Here is a 17,748-nt window from a genome sequence, read left to right as displayed (position 1 = left end):
GCAACCACGTGTCATGGTCCGACAAATTGTACAAACGACTTGAAGACCATGCTGACTTCGAGATGATCACAGAACCGATGTTGTCTTTGTTCAGTTTCCGCTTTGCGCCAAAAGGTACATCCGATTTGGATGATCTCAATTTGCGCCTCTTGACCAACATCAACAATGACGGCCGCATCTACCTGACCCAAACAAAAATCGATGGCAAATTTGTCATTCGGTTCCAATGCGGTTCATTCGATATGGAACAGGCCGATATTGATTTTGCCTATGACGTGATCACAGAGATGGCGGCGCAATTATGATGGACAAATTTGTCTCCTACACCATCGATGGCACCCCCATGTGGGGGGCAACTGACGGTCAAAATATCGTCGATTTATCGCCTGAAATGGTGCGGTTTGGCACGTTGGTGGACCTGTTCCGCGCCAACGCCCAAAATCAGGCGCTTGAATTGGCACAAAAACTGGCACGTTCCCGGGACATTGACGGGACAAAACTGGACATTCCGGTACCAAATCCGGGCAAAATTATTTGCGTCGGTGTCAATTTCCCCGCCCGAAATGAAGAATATAAGGACGGTCAAGACGCACCCCCAAACATGTCTTTGTTCGTGCGTTTCCCGAGCTCTTTTACCGGGCATAACCTACCGCTCATTCGCCCCAAAGCCTCGCATCAGCTTGATTATGAAGGCGAAATTGCCATCGTCATCGGCAAAGGCGGCCGCCACATCAGCCAGGCCGACTCTTTAAATCACATCGCAGCCCTAACCATTTGTAACGAAGGCACAATTCGCGATTGGGTGCGACACGCAAAGTTCAATGTCACCCAAGGCAAAAACTTTGACCAATCGGGCGCAATCGGCCCTTGGCTGGTGCCGTTCACTGACCCACAACAGCTTGAAAACGCTGAGATTATTACCCGCGTAAACGGCGAAGTGCGCCAGCAAGATAACACGTCGCGCATGCTCTTCCCAATCCGCAAACAGATCGAATATATCTCCACATTCACCACCCTTGAGCCCGGGGATATCATCATCACAGGCACCCCAACCGGCGCCGGCGCGCGGCTCGATCCGCCGCAATATTTAAAGCCCGGGGATAAAGTAGAAATCGAGGTCTCTGGCATCGGCACCCTCATCAATACTATTGAGGACGAGCAATGAGGCCCGATCAGATCCAAAACGCCGCTAACGCCTTGTTTGCAGCGGAGAAATCGCGCCAACAAATCGGCTTGATTTCAATGGATCACCCTGAAATGAGTATGGACAACGCCTATGAAGTTCAATCTGCCTACGTGGATAGAAAGCTTTCAAATGGTGGCAAACAACGCGGCTGGAAGATCGGCCTCACCTCAAAAGCCATGCAGTCTGCCTTGGGCATCGATATCCCTGATAGCGGCATCCTGTTCGAGGATATGTTTTTCGACAATGGGGACCAAATTCCGCAAGATCGTTTCATTCAACCGCGGATCGAAGCGGAGATCGCCTTTGTGATGAAAGCCCCGCTAACCGGGCCAAACACCACCCGCGAGCAGGTTTTAGCGGCCACCGATTTTGTCTGCCCATCCCTAGAAATTCTTGATACCCGCATTATGCGCCAAGACCCGAACACGGGGACAAACCGCAAGATTTTTGACACCATCGCCGACAATGCCGCCAATGCAGGCGTGGTTTTGGGCACCCAAAAGCATAAAATCAATGCATTTGACCTACGTTGGGTCGGGGCCATCGTCACCAAAAATGATGAGGTTGAAGAAACCGGCCTCGGCGCTGGCGTTCTTAACGATCCGGTGATGGGTATCGTGTGGCTCGCCGACCGTTTAGCGCAATATAATCAATCCATTAGCGCGGGTGACGTGGTGCTTTCAGGTTCTTTCATTCGGCCCGTTGAAACCCAATTTGGCGATCATATTCACGCCGATTTCGGCCCGTTTGGCCACGTTAGTTGCACATTTTAGTTCTCAAGGAATAACCATATGCCAGCTCCAAAGAATCAATTCAAAGCCGCCCTTAAAGCAGGCAATATCCAAATCGGCTGCTGGCTAGGTTTAGCCGATTCTTATTGCGCAGAAATTGCCGCAAGTGCTGGATTTGATTGGCTTTTGGTCGATGGCGAACACGCCCCAAACGACCTTCGCTCCATCCTCACCCAACTGCAAATCATCGAGAAATCACCGTCAAATGCAGCCGTTCGCTTGCCGATTGGTGAGACTTGGATGATCAAACAATTTCTTGATGCTGGTGCACAAACCATCCTCATTCCGATGGTCGAAAGTGCAGCCCAAGCTAAAGAGCTGGTCAAGGCTTGCCACTACCCACCAATGGGCGTGCGCGGCGTTGGTTCCTCCCTCGCCCGCGCGTCAAATTTTGGGGACATTGCGGACTATCTAACAACCGCAGGAGATGAAATTTGCCTTTTGGTTCAAGTAGAAAGCCAAGCTGGGTTGGACGCACTCGATGAGATTTTAGCGGTGGATGGCATTGATGGTGTGTTTATCGGCCCCGCCGATTTGGCGGCCGATATGGGATATTTGGGCAAGCCAAAAGAGCCCAAAGTGATCAAAGCAATTGAAGACGCAATTGTAAAAATCGCCGCTTCTGACAAAGCCGCAGGCATTCTCACATTAGATGAAACATTTGCTCGTCGATGCATGGACTTAGGCGCAACATTTGTCGCCGTTGGAATTGATGTGACAGCCTACGCGAACGCGATGCGCAGCTTGGCCGCCACGTACAAAACCTAAACGAATTTGCGGCGATCAATCGTATTGCGGCGATCAGGGCTATCGTTTGGAGCGGCAGCGCGGACCGCCTGCCCACGGCCAAGCTCTTTGGCGCGGTAAAGCGCCTGATCCGCGCTGCGGATAACCGTTTTGGCCGTTAACGCATCATCGGGCCACCAGGCAACGCCTATACTGGCACCAACACACGCAGAGCCATTGTCGAATATGACTTCTTCGCACACGGCGTCGATGATCGTATCGCACAGCATCATCACGCTTGCTTCATCCAAGCCATCGCGCAAAAGGATGATGAACTCGTCGCCCCCGATGCGGGCTGCCATTCCTTTTCGCCCCACCACTTCAGAAATGCGTCTTGCCACAGTTTTAATGACCGCATCACCAGCTTGGTGGCCATATGTGTCATTGACGTCCTTGAATTTGTCCAAATCCGTACAAATGATGGCGCATCGATCCAACTCGCCTTTCGCGATGATTTTGTCCAGCTCATTGTCAAATTGTAGGCGATTTGGCAGCCCGGTTAGGGCGTCATGCTCCGCCATAAACCGATTGCGCGCTTCGCTCACCTGTATGCGCGTCAAAACTTTACTGTAGCGATATCCAATAAACCCCAGGCCAATCGTGATCATCGCCAAAAGGCTACCCAAGATCGGCAGCGTTTTTTCCCAAATATTCATTGAAGGTTTGGTTGCCGCCCAAACTGCCACTATTTTTTCATTGGCAATCCCGCCAATAACTATCTGTTCGAGTTCCGGATTTGCTTCTGACTGCGCAACAATCGAAAAACGGTTAAGACCCAATTGGTCTCGCACTTGCGCAAAAGTGAACTTGTTTAACGGACGGAATGTGAACAGAACATATGGGTTTCCATCTGGTAGGACCTCCAAAATGTCCGGCACAATCGCTTGCGCGACAGCCATACCGAGCTGTCCTTCAACAATCCGATAATCCGCCGCATAGATCGCATTCTTTGACCAAACAGGATCGCCAATGCTCACAAACCCTTTGCCCCGCGCTTTGCGGTTGGCAAAATATTTGGTGCGCGCCCGTTGGATAAGGTCGAAATTGGCGACAATATTCTCAAGTCCGTCATTTGGGTCCATCAGTTGATCCCGAAAGATCGTAACCTTCGGGTTACCCGACTGATCCACCACAATGACGTGCTCTAACTCAGCTTCATCCCAACTGCCATTAACAATTTCATCTTCAACAAATTCCATGTCAATTTCGCGACCGTAAAACGCGAAAACCGTTTTATCCCAATAAGATATCTCGGATTGATCGTCGGCCAGGTCCTGCAATTGAAGTTTAATTTCCTTGTCAACAAGGTTAGCCTCCGCTTCAAACTGGACCCCATTCGCAGCTTTACCAGCGGTGATCAGAACATAAAAATTTGACCCAGCAAAACCCACGACAATTGCAGCACATAAGACGTAAATGCCCAACGCTAGATTGAACTTCAAACCGTTTTTTGTTGAAGGCATGATTAGATTTCCCCGAGTTTTCACGGGGCATTCTAAGCAACAGTGTTGAATCCGGCGCTAATCGAGATGGTTTTTATTGAGTTAAATGCAATGATCCAGACAGCACTGAAAACCGAAAAAAACAGCCATGGCGAACAGCAGCATAGCCCGAAAAATCGTAGCCTGCCCCCGCGACAAAAAACCTTTTATAGCCGATGTCAGCTACAGTAAAACACGCCTGAGTTAGCGTTTTTCCCGACAGACTTCAGTGTTTGTTCCTTGGTTGTAAATGATGACAGTTCCATAATTATTGTATTCTTCGATCATTTTCGTTCTGTTGGCCGCACTGGTGTAGCGCGTTATATTGCACCACTCTTCCGAGGAGCAACCTTGGGAAAGGTGCGCGTTACAATGGGTAATATTCTGATAAACGCTAACCCGACCATTGTTGGTATTATACTGCCATTGAGAAGGCCGGTTCGCGAACGCCACACTGCCAAAAACCAGAACGCCGCTGGTGGCACACAATGTCAAAAATGCTGGTATCCTCATGATATTTTCCTCCACAATAATTATTCTAGCAAAGTACTGGGATGTACTCAAATCAGCCAATTAGAGGCTGTGCAGAGCGACGCTATATACTGAGAAGAAAGGTGACCCCGGATCAGCCTTGCGTGGCGTGAACGCCACTTCGTCGTCCGGGGAGGCCAAAAGGAGGTGGTGTTTGGTCTTCACTCGACCTGCACTTGCAATCCCACAATGGACCCTCGTGTCCAGCACGAGGGTGACGAGGGCAAATTATCTCTTGATTGCAGTTATAGGCCGCGCTTAATGCGGAAGAGGTTTCCCTCCCCCTTTGTGGGGAGGGATTAAGGGTGGGGGGAAATGCATCATACCAATGTGACCCCGGATCAAGTGCGGGGCGGTGCAAGGACATATTTTACAAACCATCCCTGCACCATCCCGGACCTGTACAAGGCTCACGCTTGCAGCCGTAACAAAGACAAAGTGCGTCCCTCAGGACCATTCCCGGCCTTGAGCCGGGATCAGGTTTGAAATACATAATGATGGGCGCTCCCCAGCTGCATCCAGTGCTGAAATTCTTGTTTAGACTCCAACCTGTCACCCAACGTGCAACCGCACGCCACAAAGATCGTAACTGATTGTTTTTATTGATGTTTTAGGAGAAATTTGGAGCGGGTAGAGGGAATCGAATGTAAACCAGTATCCTTATATTTCAATTAGTTACTTCAACTCAATAGTCATTTGTATCACAATAGGTATCACAATAAGTATCGCATTTGGAGCGGTGAAAAACTAACCCACACACTTCGCCCTGCTGTCCTTCAACAGTCTTGCTCGTTCCTGCAACGTTATATGCTTGCGAGGATCTTCCAACATTGCGACATCATATGCTGCCACCGCAATCTTGAAGCTCTTTGTTTGGCAAATGGGCTGGCAGTGCCCTCGCTCATCCCACTCCATAATACTGAAAAGCGGATCAACAATTTGCGGGTCAACATCATCGTTCACCGCTGTCCAAACAAACATGCCCCGATGGCTGCAATTTGGGCAGACCAAGCGTTCGCTAAAGTGCTTCACTGACAGCACTGGCAGGATACGGTGCAACTGACCAACACGTGAAATAACCGAATCAAGGTCAACAGCGCGGCTATAGCGGCACTCCATATTGTGGCACACGGCAACCATCCGAATGCCTAGCCTCTTGGCTTCCCCCAATGTCTTTATTGCTGTTCTCATATTCAATACATATCATGAGAACAAAAATGGAACAAACCGAATTAGAGCAGTCCCAACAATCCCTCGTCCGGCAGGTCAAAATTGTAAATCAGCACCTCAGTAACTTCTTTGGGTCCAGCCGACGCTTGGCCAATGGTGTATTGCAGATCGAACGTTTCCATATTCAGGCCATCAAAGGTTTCTCGCACACCCGGTGTGTCGTTGAGCGATAGAATGGCGCGACCCCGCATTGAATTCATCTTGTCCGATATCCGCTTGAAGTCAGCGCGTGAGAATACTTCTTTGCCGTAGTCAGCGTTACTGGGTCTACATTGACCAACCGTTCGAACTCTTTGCGCGATGTCAGTTGGTAACGCAAAAAATCCATGAACGGCACATAGTGGCGCTGAAGAATGCGGAACAGATTGACCACATCACCGCTCTTGTCGTTAATGACCTCGGCTTGTGGTTGGTGGTCGCGTTTGAAGAACACGCCACCCATGCCCACAAACACTTCTACATAAAGCTTGTGCGGCACACGGTTGATGCGTTCAACAATTTTAGGCGCAAGGGCGCGCTTGCCGCCCTGATAAGGCGCAGGTGTGCTGACCGGGCGAACCGGCGTAAATTGACTATTCATAAAGAAATTGAACCTAATAATCGCTGCGCTAGCTAGCACTGGCGGAGCCGATTTTTAAGGTAATACTTGATTGGACCGGGACGATTTTGCGACTATTGCCCGGTTAGGCAGCGTTGACGCGCTGCCTACTCCGCTACTTCTCCAACGCCCGATCAATCCGATCAATCAAACGATCAATCGACTGTCGGAATTTTTCCAATTCTTGGTTGACCCCATCTTTGGTGGCGTAATGGTTGGCGGCATAAAGCTTATGCTCGGCAATCTCTTTTCTAAGGATTGAGATCACCCGAAACGACCAGCTCACTATCGTTACGATCATGATGCCAACGCCACCGATCAACGATACAATTTCCCACGTCACTGCCCCGCTCATAAAGCCAGCCCTATCATTTTTGAGTATGAGAATAGGCGCGAAGATCTCCGCGCCAAAAATTATGTGCGTTTGCCGGTCAGAAAACCGCCAGCGGCAGCAGTGCCGGTCGATAGGGCAACTTTGACCGGATCAAACAGCCATTCCATTGCCATGCGCGAGAATTCGTCATATGGCGGCGGAAAAGCAGCAATGGACCAATATTGCGGCCAGATGCCCATTTTGTGCCACAGCACATTGTAAATCGCCAACAACCCGAACGTGCTAAGTCCTGGCAACAAAGCAGAGCCAAGAATGAACCAAAACACTTTGTGGTTCATTTTGAACTTTTGCCGTTCAGTGCCTTCAGCATTTGCCGATCGATAGGCGACCACTTGTTGCTCCCAAAACGCAACGGCCTTATCAGCGGCAATGCGGTCGAAATCATTTTTGGCGTTCAGGCGATCACGGTGAGCTTGGTTTAACCCGGCAATCATGTCCTTGCCCAATCCGCCGCCAAAGAACTTTAGAAAAAAACCGCCTATCAAAGTAAGAAACTGCATCACACATCTACCTTTATGTTTTGGATTGAATTCAACCGGCGGACCAGCACGTCTCGATAACGCCACAATCCCCAGCCGATCACACCTACAAAAATGGCCAGGACAAATGCTCCAGCAACCGCGATCAGCCATGTTTTGATTTTTGAGATCATGTCGCCGCCTCAATCGCTGCCTTGATCTCTTTTGCGCTCTTGGCCAAATTCCAACGACCAGTTGCAATGAGAATTAGCCCCACGACAAAAAAGGCAAAAATTGCGATTTGCATTGGAAGCGCCAAATTTGCGAACGTTGCAAAAGTTCCGGCGACAAAAGTAACGACCAACGTCCAAATGTCTTTACCAGGCTTCGTCACACCCTTTGGCTCGACAGGAACGTTTACGGGCTTGTCAACGACCACAGGAGCCGCCTGAGTGCCCTTGGCTTTCCCAATGGCCACAAGTGCCGTATGAAGCGCTGCGCGCGTCTTAGGGCCATCGTCGCCATCAACCTCGCCCTTGTACGTTCCATCGGCTTTGGCTTGCTCTTGGAACTTACGAACGGCATTTTCAAATGTCTTCGAGGTTTTCCCAATATTGCGGCCGAGTAGAACAAGGCCCGCGCGAGTGTAGTAAGTCAGGACTAGATCATATCCATTCAGTCCACCATTCACCCGCTTGCGGATTGTCTCAATATCATTTTGGTCTGCCCACTTGTTGAGGTTGCGAGTTTCCCAATACCAAATCGCACTTAGACCCTCCCAAGGGTCTGTATTGATCAAGTCTGGATTATCGACGAAATTTGGCGGATTAAAACCTTTGGCATTGCACCACTTGAAAAACTCGCCGATGTTATATCCACCAGTTACCTGAATTGGGCCACGTCCGGCGTTCTTTTTGCCGTCCCCGTCTCGCTCCGGTGTATTGCCTAGATCCGTACGAACGTCATATCGACGCTGTGCTGCCGTTGGCCCCCAGATTTCTCGGTCATACCGAAAACCTGCACTTTCACCACCCAACTGAGCAATGAAATGAGCCAAACGGTGTGGCACCAGCATGCCAAACTCAGAGCCGTATTTATTTGTTGCGTCAACAATCGAGTGAATGTTGGACATGTCTGTTGGCCCCAAGGCGATTGCCTTAAGGTGAGCTGCTGTGAGCTGCATGGTAAACTCCAATTTTGGGTATAAAAAAAGCCGCTCACTGGCGGCGTTGACAATCTACTCAGCTATCTTATTCTTCGACCAAAACAGCATGGGCATTCTTGATAATGATATTTCTTGGCAGAATAATTTCGTGGGCAATGGTTATATTGGGTGCAGCTCAATTTGGCCTCGGTGTCTATGTATCAACTAGCTTTCAAGGCGAAGCCTACAATATAGCCGCTAGACAGTTTTTCCCTTTTACATCTCCCGGCAGGGCAACTGATGTCGGCGCGCTGATCCTATGTGCAGGTGTCGTCATTGGCTTACTTGCAATAATTGCCCAGAACACTGACATTCGAAAAGTTAAGCTGGACTAATTAAACCCTATAACTAATCTCTATGGAAAACTCCGTGGTATCTGAAAAATTAACATGAGTTAGGTCGGTAGAACCAGCAGTGGTTGGTGCCTCCAAACGCACAACATTTTCGCCGCCAGTCATATAGACGTTTGCTCCTGCGACCAGAGAGACAAAATTAGAAAGCTTTGTGGAAGAGCCTGCCCAATAGGCAAGATCTGGACTGGCTATTTCGCCAAATCCTCCAAATGCGAATGACCCTGTTGACGACCCCTTGGAGGTAAGAATGCATCTAGCCCAAAGTGTAACAAAGTTGCCTAGTTTTCGCCCAAACCCCGTGAACGTGCCAGCAAGGCCGACCGACCCACCTCCAAATGAAGGGGCTGGCGTAAAGGTGAAATAGGCTGGGGTTTGGCTAACTTCTACCCAATTGCCACTACCAAGAGATCGAAACTCCATTACAAGGCCGTTGTAAGTGGTAATGTCCTTGCCGGAATACAGTATTAATGAAGTCGCATTATACGTTAATGTCAAAATTCCTGTGAACCTGACGGTACGCGTCACACCTGCATCCGCAGTGCCTAGACCCGTGATTGTTGTTGTCCCTGTTACGTCAACAAAATCACCCGTTGCAGTCGAAAGGTCGGTAGTTGTGGCAGAAGCAATGTTAGCGCCCTTAGTCACCAACGCATCATAGGCTGCTACCCCTGTTGCCACACCCCCAGCCAATGCGGTACGCAAGTTGGTGCCGTCAGAATAAATGATAAGGCTGTTGCCCTGAGCCAAATCCAATGATGATGCGCCATCAATCGTTTCCGCGCCGTTGGGATCAAGCGTTAACGTGCCCACCCCCTCATTCTTTACAATCAACATAAAGTCGCTGGTCAGGATTGCAGCGGTGGCAAAATCAAAACTGATCGCCGTTGCCTTGTTGGCGATTAAGGTTTTGCCCTTGTCGCCAAACACAATCGTGTAATCAGCAGTTTTTACCGTTTGCGCGGCAGACAAGAGACCGTTTAGGCCATCTGCACCATCTGCACCATCTGCGCCATCATTACCATCCGCTCCATTTAATCCGTCTGATCCGTCTGCGCCAGGGTCTCCCTGTGGGCCTACATCACCTACATCACCTTGATCACCCTGCGGCCCCTTGAGATTTAATTCTAAACCCCAAACCCCGTCCGTTTTGAGGTACATGTTACCATTGCCAGTGTCGATATAAAGACCGTTGTCATCTCCATCACCATTATCCGGTGCACCAGAACCCGTGAGGATGCGAACAGGGTTTTCAAGCCCTTGGATATATTGCGCCACCAACTCGTTTTGTGTGCGGTGCAGCCCCCACTCATAAGAGCCGTGCAAAATTGCATAGTCCAAATCACTAGCGGTCGTGCCATCAAAGGCGATTGCCATTTCCAAATTCGTGGTGTCTGTAACCGTTTCAACAAAATTGATGTGGTCGCCAGCAACCACAACCATGTCGCCACTGCGCACAACCAAGTTGGTCCACGCGCCACCATCAAGCACAAGTGTTTTGCTGCCGTTCACCGCATCAACGGTGCCTGCACTGTAAATTTCTGCCATGTTCTGAATTGCCTATTGGGTTTGTTCGAGTATTCGATATTTCAGAGAAAAGCCCGTTGGATTTCCATATTCCTGTGTCTGTGCTGATACCGCCAGCTTGTTGTTACTTACCGTGATGCTCAACGAAACAGCCTCTGTGAAAGCTGAGCCAAACTGTCCATTTTCATAGAAGAATTGGCCCAATCCACTATTCATAAATGTGCGACCAGACCAATATGTGTTACTGCCAGCCGCAAAGGTTGCCAGAATAAAAACCATAGGCACGTCGGCAAACGTTTTCGGGAATGCAATGTCATAGTTCTTGAACCACCAATTGCGACCATCTGCGCCGCCAATGTTGTTTTTCACCCAACCAGTTGAAGGACTATTGTGCGTAAATCGCTGATACTCCATCAACTGAGAAAAGCCTGAGTTGAAAATCTGCTGCCCAAAATTGGAGGCGTTCACATCGACACCGGGCTTTGAGATAATCAAACCTTGTTGGTTCAAAAGAACTCGGTCCATGTCTCAACCCCAAGGTAAGTTTGTAACGTAGTAGTAGAGGTTGGCATTCAACGATGCGCCACGATCACTAAATCGTCTAAAATAGGCCAGCGTATTTGAAGTGTATCGAAGTCCAATTTGATAGCGCGCGCAATTCAAAATAACGAATGGCTTAAAACCCACATCAGGCAACACAAGTGCTTGCTCACTGATCAAGGGGGAAACAACCCCTTTGTCAACGATCTGCAATGTAGATGTGTTCGTTGACAGCAACAGATTGCTTTCCAATGCGGTCGTTACGTCAAAACCCGCCTTAGAAACGAACAAGCCAAATTCGTTTGTGCTGCGCTTGCCAACAAGAACTCTATCAACCATCAAGGCCTCCACAAAACGTAAAAACCGCCAGGGTGAGCGCCATCGAGCGAAAATGAACCCACGCCCACCTCAACAGCATAACTGGTCGTCAAATACCTGTCCGGTCCTGCCCATGAACTATAGCTCACAGGTTTTTCAACCCAAAGCATGTATGGCGGTTCTGCATAGCCTGAAAGAGTGACCGATTGCCCCCCTGCAAGTTGGCCAAACCCAATCAGATTGGCAGCATCATAAACGCTGCTATCAAAAGCAAGTTGATTGGCCACAAGGGCTGGGTTATTCGCATCGAACCCCGGTCTCGACACGCGTAAGCCATACCCGCCACCGGGCAATATACCCAAAACAACACGATCAACCATCAGTCTGCAATCACCAAACGACCCACGCTTTCAAGCCGGAATTTGCCGCTAGCTAATGTAATGTTGCCTGCTGTTATGTCTCCCAAATCCGCTGACAATGCAGAAAGCTCGCTGACTGTCAGACTTGGAATGAAGGCCGAATTGATCAATCCATCACCTCCGAACAGCGCCAACAAATCACCGTTGCCGTCTATGATCACCGTTTCTTCAGCCACCAAAACAATCTGGCTTGTGCCATCGCTTTTGGCGATGATTTGCAAACCCGTATCCACAAAGCCCAACCCATCGCTGGCCCGCGCTTTCAACGTCATTGTGGTTTCGGTGCCACCGCCATTCGCCACCGCATCGATCTTGAACAAACCTTGCGCATAGGCATCGCCCATGGCCGCAATGGTTTCATTCAGTGAGACCGCCAAAGCACCGTCCGCATCTGCCCGCGCAGTTTGTTCCACCAAAATAGCAGCTGCTGCATCATCAACCTCAGCCGAAACAATCACCAGCAAATCCGCAAGCGCTGTGTCGCCATTGGCGCGCAAGGTGCTTTCGGTCAAAATCTGACTGAGCGCACTACCCACTTTCACTTGCAACAATTGGCGCTGCACATGGGCATTCACCGTTTCGCCGGTCACCTCAGATGCAAAGCGCTCAAGCTCATTGATGATGTAATCAAGCGTTGCCGAAAGCGATCCAGCACCCGTCGCATTCAATACGCCCACTACATTGCCCAGGTCTTGAGCCAGATGGCTGTAATCCACTTGCCCCGGCTGCAAAGCCACAATCATTGGCCCGGTTGGCACATCGATTGGCACCCAATTGGTCCAATTCACCTCACGCCCAGGCAACGCATCCAAAACAGCCCGCGCCTCATAGGTCAGCCCCGGCATAATGCCATCGCTGGCATAAAATTCTCCGTCACCAATACTGGTGTCTGTTGCCTTGAACAGCTTTGTATCTGCAAGAACCCGATACTCAATCTTAAGACCACGGATCGCGGGATCTACAATCGGGTTATAGACAAATTTCAGCGCAGGCAGGTTTTCCCCATTGGCACCGCTCAACGCCACCGCACTCACGCCAAAGCCGAACACGTCTTTCTGATAACTCGACAATGGCCGTGGCCGTGGCGCTTCTATGACTTGAGCAGCAGTAGCGTCGTCCGCATAGGCCGTTGCATCAATCTGTTGCAGGCTGAGTTGCAAGCGCCCGGTTTGCCAGTTCAATTGTGTTGCGGTGATTTCATAGGTCTTGGTACCGCGCAGTGAGCTTGCGCTTTCCCAAACGATCCAATCATTCACTTCCAACATCAAATCTTTGATGTCGAGCGTAAGCTGCGCTGTTGCTTGCAGCCGCGCTGTAAACAATTGCTGCTTGATCAGCAGATAGGCTTGGTGCGCGTCCTGCACATCAGGCAAATCACTCGGCTGCATTACAGAGCGTTTGTCTTGTGCAATAAATGCCGGTGGTTCGAGCGCTGCATATGGTGTTGGCGTAAATTCAGTCGAATGCGTGTAAAGGCCGTGAATGCCGGAAAACAGCAAAGCACCCGGACGTTTTGGCGAATAACGAACTGGCGCATCAAGCACCAAGTCACCATCGGTAATAGTCAACACAGGCACTTTGGCCTTGCCAGCGAAAATGGCAATGCGGCCCTGCTTTTCACCGCGCCGTCCACCCATGGCAGCGCACATGCGATCAAGCACACTTGATGGCTGATCAGTATCCAACCAACTCATATGCACTTCATACCGATTGCGCCACGATCCATCCGGCCGTTGCACCTGCTCATCGCACACATTCATGGCGGTGATATAGGTTTCAAACTCTATATCCGCCGAGGCAAGTTGAGCGCCCAAGACCCGCCGACCATTCGCATAAAAACCTCGACTAAAATGATAGGCACCCACCGCAGGATTGGCGCTATATTCCCATGTAGTTGGATCATCAAACCGATGCGTACCCGCACCGCCAACTGATGTATCTTTGCGCGGGTCATACAGTCTTGCCCCGCGCAGAACGAACTTGAAGTCCGGGCGACCATTGAACTTCTCTTTGTCGCTGGTCAGCGTCACCGCAACGTAACATTGATTGGTATATTTCCGGTCCGCATCCCATCCCGGCGTTTGCGTGATCAGTTCAGTATCGGCCAACTGGCCGGGCCGACCGTCATGGAACCGGATATCAATTAATGTACCATAATCGGCCACCTGATAGCGTCTCGCCTCATTGTTGGCATATGGCCCCGCCACTTCAATCAAGTCGTACTGGCGACCATTTACATAGACACTTTCAAGGTCATCACACCACTGGTCTGCCAACACATAGACGTGCTGCGCCTTCTTTGCATCGTCAAATTCGTTGTAGTGGACAAAATGCCCACCCAATCGCTTGCGCCCAATCTGCCCACCCCGTGCAACACGCTCACCAAACGAGACTTGCGCCGGATCCTGATTGTCATTTGCCGCAGCGCCTTGACCGCCCAACACTTGGTTGAGCAAATAGCTAGCGCCAACATTCGCGGCCAACCCCAACAAAATGCCAGGTAAAGTTGAAGCGAATGCAGAACCAAACGCAAGCCCAACCAAAGGCGCAGCGTTGCCCTGCCCGGTCATGCCAATGACCAGCAACAATGTCACAAATATGAGTTTGATCATTAGACCCGAAAAACCCTAGAAAGAGCTGTTATTGGCAAATGGTAATAACCAGACAAATCAAGCCCCACCGCACTGCCATTCATCACCACGCAACCAGCTTCAATGCCGCCGCGCTCCACCACCCCAATGTCACCATCTTGCGCCATCAATGGTGTGGTCTCCACAAAAAAGCGGGACAACACATTTGCTATCCCGCCTTCATTTTTGATTAGTCGCAGCGCACTACGCTTGTCATTGTATCGGCTCAAATAATCCAAAATTGGATGATCATCGCCGTGTTTGGCCCGCACTGCCGCAGCCATGTGATGGCCGCAATCAGCGCTGCCCCATTCGAATGTGGTATTAGTCTTCTGCTCCGAAGAGCACCATGCTCTCCACCGTTGTTGCATTAACAACATGTTCTTGTCCTTTTCCGTCGTTGAAAATGCATCCGCTCCCCTCGCCAGCCTTCATTCTCACGCGGATCTGATTGTACGCACTTGATAGCTCGCTTGGATCGCCAACAAAAAATCGTTCAGTTCCGCTAACGAAAGAGATTTGCAGTTTTGCAGTCATAGTGTTCTCCTAAAGTGTATTTGACACATCCACAGAGATCATCTTGGTTCTTAAATTGCAATACAGGTTAACCCTGCCCCCACCGTGCATCCTTGTCAATTGCGCCATTTAGCGTGCCGATGCCAACCAAAGAGGTATCTGTTGGATCAATCTGCCTTTGCGTGGCATCATTGCGATATAGTCCACCCGACACCGAAAGGTCGATCGATGTTGACGCGCAGTTCGCCGTTATCACGCTGGTTTCATCTTCATCAAATGAAGCATCTTCGATCCGGCCACGAAACAAGTTAGTGGTTTCAATAATGGCACCCGTTTTTGGATCGATCGTTCCCAATTGCGCCGCCACGTTGCTCATGTGCCAATCCTCATCAAACAGACGGATCAACACATCATCTGTCAGCCCTTTTTCGGGCAAAGCGCTAAGCTTCAGCACCATGCTGCCAACCGAGCCATCTATGCTTTCCTCAATCTCATCCACATCGAGCACACTGCCCGCCGCGCGATAAATCACACCATTGTGCAGCTTTTCGCCTGCCCCAGTCCAAAGCCCATAGGTCGTAGCAAATTCAAACGTAAACAGCGCCACCAAATGGCGATCATCACCATTCATTACCGCTTGGAACTCAGTCGAAAGTGATCTCGCCATTATTCAGCTCGCGAGGTTGCGGAAAAGGAAACACGGTTCTCATCAATCGAACTTTCTAAGCCCTTGATCGAAGACTGATCGATCACAAATTCACCCTCTGGTTTCTCAAATACAATGCTAGCACCTGTCTCAACCGACAGACTCATTGGTGGCAGAAACTCAATTGATGCTTCGCCCCCTGCACTTCCTACAACATCACTTGTGATGCGATGCAGCGACTTTCGAGTGCCCGTATCAATTCCAAAATAGTCGCCTTGCTTCAGGACAAAAAACGACGGCAGCTGATTGACATCAATAGTCACCAAATCCGTGATCGCGAACAGGTTTCCCGCACCGTCAAATGCACCGCCGCCCGCAACATTTACTCCGACAAACGATGAAAAGGAGACGGGGAACTTTCGCGCAGGATCGTGCAAATATGTGATTGCATTTCCATGGCCTACTTGATCAAAAAAGCTTTGCCATTGACCTTGCGTAGTTCTGTTCAACAAAGCAGTCGTCAAGCTAGCCTGCCAAAATGATGGTGCAATGCGCGAACCAAGCACAGCGCCAGATCGCAAACGGTTTTGGCTGGATGGATGCACAAGCGTGAAGCTCGATGCCGGAAAACGCGCCGCGGGCATTTGTATAATCTCTGCCATCAGGTCAACCTATTCAATTTGATCTTTTTCAGCGACATGGCCACCCGCCGATCCGTGCCCCTGTCATATTGCGACAGGCCCGCAACAACACCAGCTTCCACCAATTCATGAATTTCACTATTGCCAGTCGCGCCGTCTACATAAACACTCAAAGACATAGAGCCCCCGCCACCAGAATTGGCAACTCTATGGTTTGGGATAACCGCGCCCTGTTGACCCGGCACAATAATTTCAGGGCCGCGCTCCCCGACCAAATAGGGTTGATTGGGCTGGATCAAACCACCGTTGGCCCGAGCACCAAACAAATTTGGAAACCCACCGCCGCCAGATAGACCACCCATCAAGCCGCCAAACAATGCGTTCATGCCTTGCTGCACTTGCTGGCGCAACCATGCTTGGGCGATATCTTCAATGGTGCCGATGATTGCGTCACCAAAACTTTCTGCGCCGCCAATCAATGCATCATAATGAGACATCGCCACGCTGGTCATACCTTCGATTTGGCGCTGCAATTCCTCTTGCGCCGCCGCTTGCGCTTCAATCGCTTGCGTCAACGCATCGTTCGCCGTGATTTGTTCGCGGATATGCGCCGCCTCATCACTCATCACATCAACACCCGCGCGTCGGATGTTGTTTAAAATGTCTTGTTCGAGTTGCGTCTGGCCGATTAGGCGCGCCTCGTGTTCAAGGGCTTGAATGATCTTTTCATATTGCGAAATCTCAGGACCACGATTGCTACTCGCACGAGGTTTGCCCGCACCCAAACCTTTTGGTCGTTCTGGCGGCAATCCCGGAATTGCGCTTTGCATAAAGGCCGACAAGTCATCCAATGTATAGGGTTTGACCTTCGCGTCCGAGCTGTAGAACGCATCATAGTCTTTGCTTGGTTTAAAAAATTCTACAAGCGGATCGCCAAGGTTCCCACTCGACAGCATGTTGGCGAGTTTGGAGCGCCCCTGTTCTTCAGTGCGGCCAATAAATTTATTGTATTCCCAGGCAGACTCATCCGACTGCAGATCTTTGAAAAACTGGACGGTGCCGATAACAGACCCCTTCCACCATGTGTCCCACCGCTGCATGAGCTGATCAAACTCTTTGGCAACTTCGCCAGCGGCGGCACCAACTTCATCGCTAAGAACAACTCCCAACTCATGCGCTCGATCGCGCATCGCCTCCAATCCTTCTTCGCCCTCATCAATAAACCGAACAAATTGCTCAGCGGCGGTGCCGCCAAAAATTTCGTCCGCAATCCGGGTTTGTGCAGCGACATCCAAGTCACCCAAACGTCCGATGATTTCAGTGAGCAGATCTTCTGGCTTCTTAAGCTTTTCTGCCAATTCGTCCGTGGTATATCCAAGCCGCTCAAATGCTTCTTTTGCCGGACCAGCCTTTGTGTAGATGAACTCGTCAGTCCTAAGGTTGAGTTCTTTTAACCCATCTGTCAGCGCTTCAATGGAAATTCGCTTTTGATCTGCCGCAAA

General features: G+C 50.1%; 20 protein-coding genes and 2 pseudogenes. 4 read left to right on the top strand and 18 right to left on the bottom strand.

The annotated features are described in order from the left end of the window. The 4 genes and pseudogenes from ACJAZW_RS12165 to hpaI all read left to right on the top strand — a co-directional run. Window positions 1-305 (top strand): annotated as a pseudogene (locus ACJAZW_RS12165) (aspartate aminotransferase family protein); the annotation flags it as partial. Next, a complete protein-coding gene (locus tag ACJAZW_RS12160; protein ID WP_415158452.1) occupies window positions 305-1,165 on the top strand; it encodes a fumarylacetoacetate hydrolase family protein in 861 nt (286 codons plus the stop codon). The pseudogene ACJAZW_RS12165 and the gene ACJAZW_RS12160, both read left to right, overlap by 1 nt. Continuing rightward, a complete protein-coding gene (gene hpaH / locus ACJAZW_RS12155) occupies window positions 1,162-1,959 on the top strand; it encodes a 2-oxo-hept-4-ene-1,7-dioate hydratase (protein ID WP_415158450.1) in 798 nt (265 codons plus the stop codon). The genes ACJAZW_RS12160 and hpaH overlap by 4 nt, the downstream gene beginning before the upstream one ends. Before the next feature lie 18 nt (window positions 1,960-1,977). Continuing rightward, window positions 1,978-2,745, top strand: coding sequence for a 4-hydroxy-2-oxoheptanedioate aldolase (gene hpaI, locus ACJAZW_RS12150; protein ID WP_415158448.1), 768 nt, complete (start codon window positions 1,978-1,980; stop codon window positions 2,743-2,745). Here the strand turns inward: hpaI and ACJAZW_RS12145 are convergent. The 18 genes and pseudogenes from ACJAZW_RS12145 to ACJAZW_RS12060 form a co-directional block, all read right to left on the bottom strand. Next, a complete protein-coding gene (locus ACJAZW_RS12145) occupies window positions 2,742-4,226 on the bottom strand; it encodes a diguanylate cyclase domain-containing protein (protein WP_415158446.1) in 1,485 nt (494 codons plus the stop codon). The genes hpaI and ACJAZW_RS12145 overlap by 4 nt on opposite strands. A gap of 1,296 nt (window positions 4,227-5,522) precedes the next feature. Next, window positions 5,523-5,966, bottom strand: a complete 444-nt coding sequence (locus ACJAZW_RS12140) for a hypothetical protein (protein WP_415158444.1) — start codon at window positions 5,964-5,966, stop codon at window positions 5,523-5,525. A gap of 41 nt (window positions 5,967-6,007) precedes the next feature. Then, complete coding sequence (locus tag ACJAZW_RS12135; RefSeq protein ID WP_415158442.1) at window positions 6,008-6,205, bottom strand: hypothetical protein; 198 nt, start codon at window positions 6,203-6,205, stop codon at window positions 6,008-6,010. Beyond that, entirely contained in the window at window positions 6,202-6,585 is a 384-nt protein-coding gene (locus ACJAZW_RS12130; RefSeq protein ID WP_415158440.1) for a DNA adenine methylase, read from the bottom strand. Before ACJAZW_RS12130 ends, ACJAZW_RS12135 begins: the two co-directional genes overlap by 4 nt. A 133-nt stretch (window positions 6,586-6,718) precedes the next feature. Continuing rightward, window positions 6,719-6,958 carry a hypothetical protein gene (locus ACJAZW_RS12125; protein WP_415158438.1) on the bottom strand — a complete coding sequence of 80 codons (240 nt, stop codon included), beginning with the start codon at window positions 6,956-6,958 and terminating at the stop codon, window positions 6,719-6,721. 59 nt (window positions 6,959-7,017) lie between these two features. Further along, window positions 7,018-7,497 carry a hypothetical protein gene (locus tag ACJAZW_RS12120; protein WP_415158436.1) on the bottom strand — a complete coding sequence of 160 codons (480 nt, stop codon included), beginning with the start codon at window positions 7,495-7,497 and terminating at the stop codon, window positions 7,018-7,020. Next, window positions 7,497-7,649: a hypothetical protein gene (locus ACJAZW_RS12115; protein WP_415158434.1), complete on the bottom strand. Its 153-nt coding sequence runs from the start codon at window positions 7,647-7,649 to the stop codon at window positions 7,497-7,499. The genes ACJAZW_RS12120 and ACJAZW_RS12115 overlap by 1 nt, the downstream gene beginning before the upstream one ends. Then, a complete protein-coding gene (locus ACJAZW_RS12110; RefSeq protein ID WP_415158432.1) occupies window positions 7,646-8,638 on the bottom strand; it encodes a glycoside hydrolase family 19 protein in 993 nt (330 codons plus the stop codon). Before ACJAZW_RS12110 ends, ACJAZW_RS12115 begins: the two co-directional genes overlap by 4 nt. Before the next feature lie 356 nt (window positions 8,639-8,994). Next, window positions 8,995-10,557 carry a collagen-like protein gene (locus tag ACJAZW_RS12105; RefSeq protein ID WP_415158430.1) on the bottom strand — a complete coding sequence of 521 codons (1,563 nt, stop codon included), beginning with the start codon at window positions 10,555-10,557 and terminating at the stop codon, window positions 8,995-8,997. A 12-nt stretch (window positions 10,558-10,569) separates the two neighbouring features. Further along, window positions 10,570-11,061 carry a hypothetical protein gene (locus tag ACJAZW_RS12100; protein WP_415158428.1) on the bottom strand — a complete coding sequence of 164 codons (492 nt, stop codon included), beginning with the start codon at window positions 11,059-11,061 and terminating at the stop codon, window positions 10,570-10,572. Window positions 11,062-11,064: 3 nt separating this feature from the next. Next, window positions 11,065-11,415 carry a hypothetical protein gene (locus tag ACJAZW_RS12095; protein ID WP_415158426.1) on the bottom strand — a complete coding sequence of 117 codons (351 nt, stop codon included), beginning with the start codon at window positions 11,413-11,415 and terminating at the stop codon, window positions 11,065-11,067. Beyond that, a complete protein-coding gene (locus ACJAZW_RS12090; RefSeq protein WP_415158424.1) occupies window positions 11,415-11,774 on the bottom strand; it encodes a hypothetical protein in 360 nt (119 codons plus the stop codon). Before ACJAZW_RS12090 ends, ACJAZW_RS12095 begins: the two co-directional genes overlap by 1 nt. Next, window positions 11,774-14,425 (bottom strand): hypothetical protein, encoded by a 2,652-nt coding sequence (locus ACJAZW_RS12085; protein WP_415158422.1) that lies wholly within the window; start codon window positions 14,423-14,425, stop codon window positions 11,774-11,776. The genes ACJAZW_RS12090 and ACJAZW_RS12085 overlap by 1 nt, the downstream gene beginning before the upstream one ends. Further along, the gene (locus ACJAZW_RS12080) at window positions 14,425-14,727 is read right to left on the bottom strand and encodes a DUF6950 family protein (protein WP_415158420.1); all 303 of its coding nucleotides are present in this window, start codon (window positions 14,725-14,727) and stop codon (window positions 14,425-14,427) included. The genes ACJAZW_RS12085 and ACJAZW_RS12080 overlap by 1 nt, the downstream gene beginning before the upstream one ends. 40 nt (window positions 14,728-14,767) lie before the next feature. After that, window positions 14,768-14,980 carry a hypothetical protein gene (locus tag ACJAZW_RS12075; protein ID WP_415158418.1) on the bottom strand — a complete coding sequence of 71 codons (213 nt, stop codon included), beginning with the start codon at window positions 14,978-14,980 and terminating at the stop codon, window positions 14,768-14,770. A gap of 67 nt (window positions 14,981-15,047) precedes the next feature. After that, window positions 15,048-15,626 carry a hypothetical protein gene (locus ACJAZW_RS12070; protein WP_415158416.1) on the bottom strand — a complete coding sequence of 193 codons (579 nt, stop codon included), beginning with the start codon at window positions 15,624-15,626 and terminating at the stop codon, window positions 15,048-15,050. Further along, window positions 15,626-16,267 (bottom strand): hypothetical protein, encoded by a 642-nt coding sequence (locus ACJAZW_RS12065; protein ID WP_415158414.1) that lies wholly within the window; start codon window positions 16,265-16,267, stop codon window positions 15,626-15,628. Before ACJAZW_RS12065 ends, ACJAZW_RS12070 begins: the two co-directional genes overlap by 1 nt. After that, window positions 16,267-17,748 (bottom strand): annotated as a pseudogene (locus tag ACJAZW_RS12060) (hypothetical protein); the annotation flags it as partial. The gene ACJAZW_RS12065 and the pseudogene ACJAZW_RS12060, both read right to left, overlap by 1 nt.

This window comes from Maritalea sp. (assembly GCF_047634455.1).
Taxonomy (GTDB): Bacteria; Pseudomonadota; Alphaproteobacteria; order Rhizobiales; family Devosiaceae; genus Maritalea.
Note: the sequence above shows the minus strand (reverse complement) of the source record. Positions and strands in the feature narration are given on the sequence as shown.

Excerpts from the sequence above, each read along its gene's own strand:
- ACJAZW_RS12125 (WP_415158438.1), bottom strand. The coding sequence starts at position 6,958 with ATGAGCGGGGCAGTGACGTGGGAAATTGTATCGTTGATCGGTGGCGTT.
- ACJAZW_RS12100 (WP_415158428.1), bottom strand. The coding sequence starts at position 11,061 with ATGGACCGAGTTCTTTTGAACCAACAAGGTTTGATTATCTCAAAGCCC.
- ACJAZW_RS12090 (WP_415158424.1), bottom strand. The coding sequence starts at position 11,774 with ATGGTTGATCGTGTTGTTTTGGGTATATTGCCCGGTGGCGGGTATGGC.
- ACJAZW_RS12115 (WP_415158434.1), bottom strand. The coding sequence starts at position 7,649 with ATGATCTCAAAAATCAAAACATGGCTGATCGCGGTTGCTGGAGCATTT.
- ACJAZW_RS12070 (WP_415158416.1), bottom strand. The coding sequence starts at position 15,626 with ATGGCGAGATCACTTTCGACTGAGTTCCAAGCGGTAATGAATGGTGAT.
- ACJAZW_RS12065 (WP_415158414.1), bottom strand. The coding sequence starts at position 16,267 with ATGGCAGAGATTATACAAATGCCCGCGGCGCGTTTTCCGGCATCGAGC.
- ACJAZW_RS12140 (WP_415158444.1), bottom strand. The coding sequence starts at position 5,966 with ATGAGAACAGCAATAAAGACATTGGGGGAAGCCAAGAGGCTAGGCATT.
- ACJAZW_RS12080 (WP_415158420.1), bottom strand. The coding sequence starts at position 14,727 with ATGGCTGCGGCAGTGCGGGCCAAACACGGCGATGATCATCCAATTTTG.
- ACJAZW_RS12095 (WP_415158426.1), bottom strand. The coding sequence starts at position 11,415 with ATGGTTGATAGAGTTCTTGTTGGCAAGCGCAGCACAAACGAATTTGGC.
- ACJAZW_RS12145 (WP_415158446.1), bottom strand. The coding sequence starts at position 4,226 with ATGCCTTCAACAAAAAACGGTTTGAAGTTCAATCTAGCGTTGGGCATT.
- ACJAZW_RS12085 (WP_415158422.1), bottom strand. The coding sequence starts at position 14,425 with ATGATCAAACTCATATTTGTGACATTGTTGCTGGTCATTGGCATGACC.
- ACJAZW_RS12110 (WP_415158432.1), bottom strand. The coding sequence starts at position 8,638 with ATGCAGCTCACAGCAGCTCACCTTAAGGCAATCGCCTTGGGGCCAACA.
- hpaI (WP_415158448.1), top strand. The coding sequence starts at position 1,978 with ATGCCAGCTCCAAAGAATCAATTCAAAGCCGCCCTTAAAGCAGGCAAT.
- ACJAZW_RS12135 (WP_415158442.1), bottom strand. The coding sequence starts at position 6,205 with ATGAATTCAATGCGGGGTCGCGCCATTCTATCGCTCAACGACACACCG.
- ACJAZW_RS12075 (WP_415158418.1), bottom strand. The coding sequence starts at position 14,980 with ATGACTGCAAAACTGCAAATCTCTTTCGTTAGCGGAACTGAACGATTT.
- ACJAZW_RS12105 (WP_415158430.1), bottom strand. The coding sequence starts at position 10,557 with ATGGCAGAAATTTACAGTGCAGGCACCGTTGATGCGGTGAACGGCAGC.
- ACJAZW_RS12160 (WP_415158452.1), top strand. The coding sequence starts at position 305 with ATGGACAAATTTGTCTCCTACACCATCGATGGCACCCCCATGTGGGGG.
- ACJAZW_RS12130 (WP_415158440.1), bottom strand. The coding sequence starts at position 6,585 with ATGAATAGTCAATTTACGCCGGTTCGCCCGGTCAGCACACCTGCGCCT.
- ACJAZW_RS12120 (WP_415158436.1), bottom strand. The coding sequence starts at position 7,497 with ATGCAGTTTCTTACTTTGATAGGCGGTTTTTTTCTAAAGTTCTTTGGC.
- hpaH (WP_415158450.1), top strand. The coding sequence starts at position 1,162 with ATGAGGCCCGATCAGATCCAAAACGCCGCTAACGCCTTGTTTGCAGCG.